Here is a 9,340-nt window from a genome sequence, read left to right as displayed (position 1 = left end):
TTTGTTTTGAGTTTTTAAAATTAATTTTATTTTGTCAATGCTTTTTCAAAAATTCTTTTTTTTTTTTTTTTTTTTTTTTTTTTTAGACTTGAAATTTCTTTTCATTTTTCTTCTTTTTAGATACCTAAAATTTTATTAAAAAGAAATAAAAAAATCAAGATTTTACACAAATCTTGATAACTAAATTCGCACTAAATTTAGTTTAAAGTAAAACAAAAAAACTAAATTTAGTATTTTATTAGACAGTAATTTACATTGTCATTTCAAATTCTTTTTTAGATTTTTTTTGTTTGTTTTGATCTTCTTGACAATCATTCTTTAACATTTCTTGAAGCCTTTTTTCATCTTCTTCATCTCAGTGAGTTTGAGAAAATTCGTTTCCTTCTGTTTCAACTTCTAAAAATAAATTTCTAAGTGCAATTTTGTGAGTTTTATTTCTTACTGTTTTAATTTCTTCAACTAATTTTTTTGCTCTATTAATTTTTTCTTTTGTGTTTTTAATATTTGCTTTAAATCTTTCAAATTCTTGATCTAAAAGTTCTTCATGAGAATATTCAACATATAAATTAATTTTTTCTTCACTAATTCAAACTTTTGAAACTGTTACTTTAGGAGGTTCATGTTCAAGGTTGTCTAGAAGAGATAAATAAATCTTGACAATATCCTTTTTGTCTAAATATCTAGTATATAAATATAGTTTGTTTTTTTTGATCAAACAAATTATCTAAATCCTCTTTTTTAATTCGAAAAATTTGAGAAGTATCCACATAACTATCTTTGGTTAATAACCCTTTTTGTGCTCTGGATACAAAAACTTCATTATTTATTGGTTCTTTTAAATTACCATTTTTATCTCTTGCATCACGACATTTAATGTAATAGTATAAATCATAGCGTCCATCATGAAATATAATAATAGGTCTATGTGGAAGTTGATTTTCAAAACGATCAAAAACAACAGAATTTTTAAGATCATTTGTGAAAACAAATTTCATTTTATCGATTTTATCTTTCATATTAATTCTCTAAATATTTTTTAAATATGTTTTATTTGATTTTATTTACATTGTTAATTCAAAATCATCTTTGAATTTTTTTGATTCTTGTTGTTCTTCTTGATAATCATCTTCTCAGGTGTGTTCAAAATCTTTTAAATTTGCTTTAACTTCAGCACCAAGACTTTTTAAATTCATCAATGTTATTTCATCTTGATTTAAATTATTTAAAATATTTTGTTCTATTTCTTGTTTTTGTTCTACATTCATAATATCTTTTGTAATTTCTCTAACATAACTTTCATGACAATATTTTAAAGTAGAAATTGGTTTATTATTATCATCTAATTTAACTTCTATTCAAGAAACAAAAGGCATATCTTTTCTTAAGTTATTCATTAATGATTGAGAAATTTCTCTAATTTGATTTTTTGAAAAATTTCTAGTAGTTAAAAAAGTATGTGAATCCTTGTTTACAATTTTTTCTAAATCAATTCTTTTAATTGAAAAAATTTGTGTGGTATATACATATGAGTCTTTAGTTAGTAAACCTTTGTTTGCTGTAGGAACAAATATTTCTCCTTGATATGGTTTCTTTTTGAACCCATTTCCATCATATGCACTTCTAGCTTTTATATAGTAATATTTATCATTAAAATCATCATGAAAAATAATAATTGGTTTATGTTGCAATTGATCTAAATTTCGCTGAAAAACTACAGATTTATCTGGATTTGTGTATATTGGCTTAAATTTTGGTAATTTTTCGCTCATAATCCCCCCATTCTTTTTCCTCATATTCTTGTTTTCATAGTAAAAAGTTATTATTTTAAACTACATTGTGATTTCAAATTCATCTTTGAATTTTTTTAGGTTTTTTTATTTTCTTCTTCTATTGCTTGCATTATTTTTTTAAGTTCTTGCTCATCTTCTTCATCTCAATTATCTAAATTAAATTCACCTGAAGCAAATTCAACTTCCAAAAATAAATTTCTAAGTGCAATTTTGTGTGTTTTATTTCTTATTGTTTTAATTTCTTCAATTAAATTCTTTGCCTTTTTTATTTTTTCATTATTATTTTTGTTTTTGTTTTGAAATTTTATAAACTCTTCATCTAAAAGTTCTTCATGAGAATATTCAACGTATGAGTTAATTTTTTCTTCTTCAATTCATACTGTTGAAACTGTTACTTTGGGTGGTTCTTGTTTTAAATTATCTAGAAGAGATTCATAAATATTAACTATGTCTTTTTTGTTTAGAAATTCTGTTTCTAAATATAATCTATCTTTTTTATCAAGCAAATCATCTAAATCTTTTGCAGGAATACGAAAAATTTGTGAAGTATCAACATAACTATCTTTAGTTAGCAATCCTTTTTTTGATTTGGATACAAAAACTTCATTATTTATTGGTTCTTTTAAATTCTCTTTTCTATCAATGGCACTTCTATATTTAATGTAATAATACATTTCTTCATAATCATCATAAAATAAAATAATTGGGCTATAAGGTATTTGATTCTCAAAACGATCAAAAATAATTGAATTGTTTTTATCATTTGTAAAAAAAGGTTTCATTTTATCAATTTTATCTTTCATATTAAACTCCTTAATATTTTTTGATGATTTACTTGATTTTATTATCTACATTATCATTTCAAATTCATCTTTGAGTTTTTTAGATTCTTGTTGTTCTTCTTGATAATCATCTTCTCAAGTATGTTTTCAATCTTTTAAATTTTCATTTACTTCAGCTCCAAGACTTTTTAAATTCATTAGTATTATTCGATCTTTATTTAAATTATCCAAAATATGTTTTTTATTTAAAATTTTATTTGTAATTTCCTTAATATAATTTGGATGACAATATTTTAAAGTAGGAATTGGTTCATTATTATCATCTAACTTAACTTCAATTCATGAAACTAAAGGTTCTTCAGATCTTAATAAATTATTAATTAAAGAAATTGAAATCTCAGTAATTTGCTCACGAGTAAAATGATTAGTTGTTAAAAACATTTTATTTTGACCTACTAATTGTTCTAATTCTTCCTCTTTAATTGAAAAAATTTGTGTAGTATCTACATATGAGTCTTTAGTTAGTAAACCTTTGTTTGCAGCAGGAACAAATATTTCCCCTTGATATGGTTTCTTTTTAATTCCATCTTCATATGTGCTTCTTGCTTTTATATAAAAATACTCACCAGAAAAATCATCATGAAAAATAATAATTAACCTATGTTTTAATTGATTTAGATTTCGATCAAAAACTACAGATTTATTTGGATTTGTGTATATTGGTTTAAATTTTGGTAATTTTTCACTCATAATTTCTCCTAAAATGTCTACCATTAAAATTATACTGATTTAATTAGTTATGTTATAAATGTATTTTTAAATAATATAATGTTATACCTATGATAGGTATTATTTAGTATTTATTTAGTTATTATTTAATTTAAATCTTTTAATACATATGTGTTAAATATAATTAATTAAAAAACAACCAAAAGATTGTTTTTTAATTATTTTAAATATTTTATTTAATTTTTGCTCCTCCAAATCTAAGATAAAGTCAATAACCTATTGCACTTAAAAATATAATAGAAAACACACTTACAAGTGGAACAAATTAATATAAATTTTTCTTTTTTATTAAAAAAACTTTTTGTTTCTTCTTTAGGATTATTATTATTATTATTTGTATCAGGATTATTATTAATTTTTTCTGAATTATTTTTTTGATTATTTAAGGAATTGATTTCATCATTTGAATTATTTGAATTAAGCAAATCATTAGAATCAAAAGAATTAGTTGAGCTAGTAGGATTGAACACTTCAGGATTTGGGTGTAACTTCAACAAGGTTTTTTCTTAAATCATTTGATATCTTAATTGTTTTAGAACCATTTAAAATAAAATTTATTTGAACTATTTAACTGTAATTTGATTGAATTTGTCTTTTTCTAATAGCTTGAAAAGTTCAAGTGAATTTTCAAAAGATAAATAATCCTGAAAGTTAATTCATATGGTTGTAATTGCTGATTAAGTTCATTAATAATTTCTTTTTGAAGTTCTAAAAAATTTTCAAATGATCTTAAATTAATTCGAGAAATTCAAATTCAAGAAAATGCTCTAGCACTTGAAGATCAGCTGTCTGAAAATCAAATTCAAATAGACAAAAAACATGAAAGAATTAAAAAATGATTATGAAGAGCAAATTTTAGAAACTCAAAGTAAAATTATTCAATTTGAACAAGAAATTGAAAAATTAAATAACAATTAATATTTTAAAAAATATTAAAAATAATATACTATTTCTAATAGATTAAGATTTTAAAATTCATTAAAATTCAATTAAAAAAAGATGTTATAAGGATATTATATGAACAAGAAAATTAAAAAACTTTTATTTATTGGAACAAGTGCAATGTTAGCTTCATTTGGAAGTGTTGCAGTTGCTGGATCATGTGATAGAATTTATGCAAATCCTCCAGCACAACAAACACCAAACAATTCACCAAGCAATAATCCTACAAATAACAATTTTAATAACCAAGAAGTTAATTCAGAAAATTCAAACAATAATGATTCTCAAAATAATAATTCAAGCAATAATTCTTCAACAGAAAACATATCTGTAAAGCCAAATAATCCTAGAAATAATTACAATCAATTAAAACAGATCAATATCACTGAATATCCAGAAAATGATATTTTTGTTAGTTATAAAGGATATGGACTTATTTTTGAATACATTAAAAACATTCCAAGTATTGTAAAAAATGAACTTGGGGCAAGTGCAAGCAATATAGATTTTTTAATTGGTAAAATTTTAGAAAAATTTGAAATAGGAAGTAAAAAAAATCTTGAAAAAAATGATGTTGCTAAAATTATTAATCAATACAAAAAAGATTACAATTATGATGAATCTAAATATGATTTTATTGAAAAATATTGAACTCAAGATGATTCAAGATTGTTTTATTTGGACAAACCAGAACCTAAAGTAAATACAGAAATAGATAATCTTGGAGCTTTACAAGTACTTTCAACTGGATTTGGTAAATTACTCACTTCAGGAGTGTATTTAGCGCTAATTTCAGAGCAACAATTAGATATTTATCGAAATTATATCCTTTATCAAAAAAGTCTTTATGAATTAAGAGATGCAAATAAAACTTTTGAAGAACAAATTAAAACTGATGTAGTGTCTTTGGCTGAATCATTGTTTAAAAAAATTATGATGTTTTTAAAACCGCTTACTCATTGAGCGCAAAGTAAATCACAAGTTTGAACCCAATATGCAAATGTACATGATAAAGAACAGTATCAAGAATTTATTGATTTAGCCAATGATGAATTAATTCCTCTTTTAATTAAATATGGAGATTGAGATAAAAATAATGCTTATGATGGTCTTTCAGGAAAAGATAAAAAGCTTATTAAAAATTACTTTTTACCAGTTTTAAATAATCCTGAAACCAAATTAAAAGAAAAATATACTGATGAAGAAGTTGAAAGTAAAATAAAAGATTTTATAAATCAAGGAAAAAACAAATATTACTTTCGCTTCAAAGAACCAAAACAACAACAAAATTAAAAAGATAATTTAATAAAATTATCAAAAATAAAAATATATTAATTTGAAAATTATTTGTTCTTGGAAGGAAACAAAAATTAATTTTCTTAATATAAAATTTAAAAATAAATACTCTTTTAGTGTTAGTAACCAATATCTAAATCTTTTTATTTATAGTTTTAATATTATTTTTAAGTAAGCTGACTTTAGTGTTTAAATTAAAAAAATCCAGCTCTTGAAGCTGGCTCAAAAATCAAATAATTATATCCCTCTAAAATTTAAACACCATCATTTTTTTATTTTTCTTTCTGTCACTTGAAATTGATCTTTTTTATGCAGGAGAAATAATACTTGTCATTTTAAAAATTATTACATTAGATGGATTATTCATTTGAACTTTTATTGACTTTATTTTAAAACTATTTATAAAAAATAATGGTTTCAAATGATCAATTAATTAGTCAATGATAAATGAAATAACTTAATTATAAAACCTCACAAATAAAAATTTATTTGTGAGGTTTTATAATTAAATTTACTATTTATTTCTTTTCTTTCTTAAAGAATCATTAATTTTTAATCCATTTATATCTTTTCATTCATCTCACCCTGATCTAGCACCCCCCATTATTAAACTAGCTGCCAAAGATGGTGATGTTGTTAAATAATCATCTGCAAAATATAAATTACCATTTTCATCTGTTTTTAATATCTTATCATTTAATAATTTCTCTCTTTTTTTTGAAATATTATTACTATCATCTGATTTTTTACTAAACGTTTCAGGAGAAATTTGAGAACCTTTATAAATTAAGACACTTTCATCTGAATTTAAATATCCACTAGCTTTAAAATTAAATTTTTCTATAAAAACTTTTCCCTCAAATTTTTTTTCAATTAAATATTCATTTTTTGAAGTTATGTATGGATACATCTCAATGAATTTTTCAATAATTTTTTTAGTTCTTTTTTTAATTTCATTGTCTGTTCATAATTCATACTTATACAATTCTTCATTCATTTTTATGTGTCTTGTATTTTCAAAAATAATTTTTTTACTTTCAAAATCCTTATTACTAGCTTTTGAATTATCGATATTTGTAACTAAAGTTAAATTACCAATCAAGTTGACAAGTTTAGAGTACTCTTCAGGTTTATTAGTATTTGATTTTGCCTCTCAATATTCATTAGATTTTTGAGGCATAATGTGGTCAATTGAAAGCTTTTTTGTGTTTACAGGAGCATTATTTTTGTTATTTTCTATTTTTTCTAATAATCATTTAGTTTGTTTCAATGAATAAGCATTCATATTACTCATATAAGCCATTAAATCACTATCAGTAGGCAAAAACATTTTATCTGATATATGATTTTTGATAATAACAAATTTAATTATGTCTAAAAAATTTTCAGAATTATTATCACTTAATAATTTTTTAATAAGTTTTAAATGTTGAGGAAAAACACTTGATAAAGAATTTGAATTATTTCCATTAAATTTTCTTCTTATTTGATAAGTATTTAAAATCTCAAAAAAACCTTTGTATTGACTTTTAGTTATCTTTTTTTTGTTTTCAAACATTTCCATAATTTCCAACACAAGAGGAGCAGCAGTTAAACTTTCAAAATTTTGAAAATCTTCATATATTTCTAAATAATCATTTTCAGGAGTATCTATATAAACTGATTTAAAGTAATTTGCATATCTGGTTAATGATTCAAAAAAATCTTGATAATCCTTTTCTTCTTTTATTTTTTTATTTCAATAATGTTTAAATTCTTGATATAAATTTTCTTTTTTAGTAAATTTTTCATTTTCAATTGATAAATAAATTCTAATAAATTCTTCGATTGTATGTTCAGAATTTTTGAAAATATCTTCTAATTTTTTTCAATATTTTTTATAAAAGTGTGTTTGTTGTTCATTAGATTTATCAAACATAACAAAATTTCAAATTAAATCTGTATTTGTTAATTGTTGACCTTTTCAATTAATGCTTTCAAAAATTTGCTGAGCATTATCATTATCTTTATCTAAACTAATATAAACAATATTAAATCTTTCTACTGCACTTATAACTTTATAAGTTCCTCCATCATTATTACCATCATAATTTTCATGAATTATTTTTGTTAATTCATTGATTAATCAAATAAAATTTTTTGCAATATTACTATCAGATTTATATATATCTTTATCATCTTTTGTTATTTTTTCATAATCATCATTATCACTGAGTGATGGAAAAATTCTATTATAATATTTATCATTTTCTTTCAGATTTGGATTTACTAAAAAATCTTCTCAAAGTTTTTTCTTTATATGACCATTTTTGGTTATTCATCTTAAAGCATGAACAATTAAAAACAAAGTAATTAAACGCTGCTGCCCATCTACAATTGATCTTTCATGTATGTCTTTATCTTCTTTTTTAATTTTATTTTCTACAAAAACAATGGTTCCTAAAAAATGTGTTTTATTTTCATTTTTAATTAATTCTTTTAAATCATCTAAAAGTTTTTTTAGTTCATTTGATTTTGTTCATGTATATTTTCTTTGATAAATTGGAATTACAAATTGTTTTCCTGAAGAATCACGAATAAATCCATTTAATATTTTTACAGAATCGACTTTCATTTTACCCCTTTTCAAAAGTTTTTGTTGAAATTGTAAAACAATATTTTTTAATTAATATTTTTTAAATATTTTTTTAGATTCTCTTGGAACAAATTTTCTTGTTCATTAATTTCTTTGTTTAGTCTTTTAAGTTCACTTTCTACAAATTCAATATCAATTTTTTCTTGTTCTTCAATTTCATCATTTAAATTGTACAAATTCATAGATAGTGAATAATCATTTGAAACAATATCTTCATAGGATACTTTTACTGAAAAATTTTCAATTTCTTGCTTATCTTTTCACACGTTAAATATTTTTTCAATGTTTTCTTTTGATAAAATATTTTGTCTTTTACTACTTTGAAATTCATTTACTGCATTAATCATAAAAATTGATTTATCTTGACTTTCTTTATTTTTACGAGCAATAATAATACAAGTTTTAATGCTTGTGTTATAAAAAAGGTTTTCAGGTAAAAAGATAATTGTATCAATATAATTTTTATTGATAATATATTTACGAATTTCTTTTTCAGCTTTTGGACTTTGACGATTTAAAACTCCAAGAGAAAAAACTGATGCAATAATTCCATCATTAGGATCAACATGATAAAGCATATGTTGTAAAAAAGCAAAATCAGCATAACTATTTGGAGCAAGTGCTGGAAAAGGAATAAATCTTTCATCATTAGTTTTTAAACTTTTGCTAGGATTTCATTTTAAACTAAAAGGAGGGTTAGCAACAATGCAATTGAATGTATTTTCTTCATCAAGATGCATTGGATTTAGTAATGTATCTCCTTGTTTGATACTAAGTTTTGAAAAATTCATATCTCTTAAAATAAAATTCATTCTTGCTAGGTTATATGTAGCAGTTTTAATTTCTTGACCACATAATTTCTCCACTTTATTAATTTTTTTAGTAAGTTTAATTAATAAAGAACCAGAACCACAAGCTGGATCATAAGCTTTGATACGTTTTTTCTTGTAAGTTACTATGTTTGCAAGCAATTCAGAAACAGAACTTGGAGTGTAAAATTCTCCAGCTTTTTTCCCAGAATCACTAGCAAATTCAGCTAGTAAATGTTCATAAGCATTACCTAAATGATCATTTTCATCCATTTTGAGTTGAAGTAAATTGATTTC

10 protein-coding genes are annotated in these 9,340 nt (G+C 22.4%); 1 reads left to right on the top strand and 9 read right to left on the bottom strand.

The window, feature by feature from the left end; genetic code table 4:
* Positions 1 to 250: 250 nt before the first annotated feature.
* The 7 genes from U744_RS0103725 to U744_RS04660 form a co-directional block, all read right to left on the bottom strand.
* Positions 251 to 715, bottom strand: a complete 465-nt coding sequence (locus U744_RS0103725) for a hypothetical protein (protein ID WP_025755713.1) — start codon at positions 713 to 715, stop codon at positions 251 to 253.
* Complete coding sequence (locus U744_RS0103720; RefSeq protein WP_025755712.1) at positions 681 to 1,016, bottom strand: Mbov_0400 family ICE element protein; 336 nt, start codon at positions 1,014 to 1,016, stop codon at positions 681 to 683. Before U744_RS0103720 ends, U744_RS0103725 begins: the two co-directional genes overlap by 35 nt.
* Before the next feature lie 45 nt (positions 1,017 to 1,061).
* A complete protein-coding gene (locus tag U744_RS0103715) occupies positions 1,062 to 1,769 on the bottom strand; it encodes an Mbov_0400 family ICE element protein (RefSeq protein ID WP_025755711.1) in 708 nt (235 codons plus the stop codon).
* 95 nt (positions 1,770 to 1,864) lie between these two features.
* Positions 1,865 to 2,593 carry an Mbov_0400 family ICE element protein gene (locus U744_RS0103710; protein WP_025755710.1) on the bottom strand — a complete coding sequence of 243 codons (729 nt, stop codon included), beginning with the start codon at positions 2,591 to 2,593 and terminating at the stop codon, positions 1,865 to 1,867.
* A gap of 45 nt (positions 2,594 to 2,638) precedes the next feature.
* Complete coding sequence (locus tag U744_RS0103705; RefSeq protein WP_025755709.1) at positions 2,639 to 3,322, bottom strand: Mbov_0400 family ICE element protein; 684 nt, start codon at positions 3,320 to 3,322, stop codon at positions 2,639 to 2,641.
* A gap of 236 nt (positions 3,323 to 3,558) precedes the next feature.
* On the bottom strand, positions 3,559 to 3,855 hold the full coding sequence (locus U744_RS0103700) for a hypothetical protein (RefSeq protein WP_156921659.1): 297 nt from the start codon (positions 3,853 to 3,855) through the stop codon (positions 3,559 to 3,561).
* A gap of 104 nt (positions 3,856 to 3,959) precedes the next feature.
* Positions 3,960 to 4,175, bottom strand: a complete 216-nt coding sequence (locus tag U744_RS04660; RefSeq protein ID WP_156921657.1) for a hypothetical protein — start codon at positions 4,173 to 4,175, stop codon at positions 3,960 to 3,962.
* 203 nt (positions 4,176 to 4,378) lie between these two features.
* Here U744_RS04660 and U744_RS04555 point away from each other — a divergent pair, with 203 nt between their 5' ends.
* Complete coding sequence (locus U744_RS04555) at positions 4,379 to 5,596, top strand: hypothetical protein (RefSeq protein WP_025755707.1); 1,218 nt, start codon at positions 4,379 to 4,381, stop codon at positions 5,594 to 5,596.
* 517 nt (positions 5,597 to 6,113) lie between these two features.
* Here U744_RS04555 and U744_RS0103685 read toward each other — a convergent pair.
* Both U744_RS0103685 and U744_RS0103680 read right to left on the bottom strand, forming a co-directional pair.
* A complete protein-coding gene (locus U744_RS0103685) occupies positions 6,114 to 8,213 on the bottom strand; it encodes a DUF4357 domain-containing protein (protein WP_025755706.1) in 2,100 nt (699 codons plus the stop codon).
* 47 nt (positions 8,214 to 8,260) lie between these two features.
* Positions 8,261 to 9,340 (bottom strand): type I restriction-modification system subunit M (locus tag U744_RS0103680; protein WP_025755705.1); only part of this gene is annotated, 1,080 nt, incomplete at its 5' end.

It is taken from the genome of Mycoplasmopsis cricetuli ATCC 35279, from assembly GCF_000526955.1.
Taxonomy (GTDB): Bacteria; Bacillota_I; Bacilli_A; order Mycoplasmatales; family Metamycoplasmataceae; genus Mycoplasmopsis; species Mycoplasmopsis cricetuli.
Note: the sequence above shows the minus strand (reverse complement) of the source record. Positions and strands in the feature narration are given on the sequence as shown.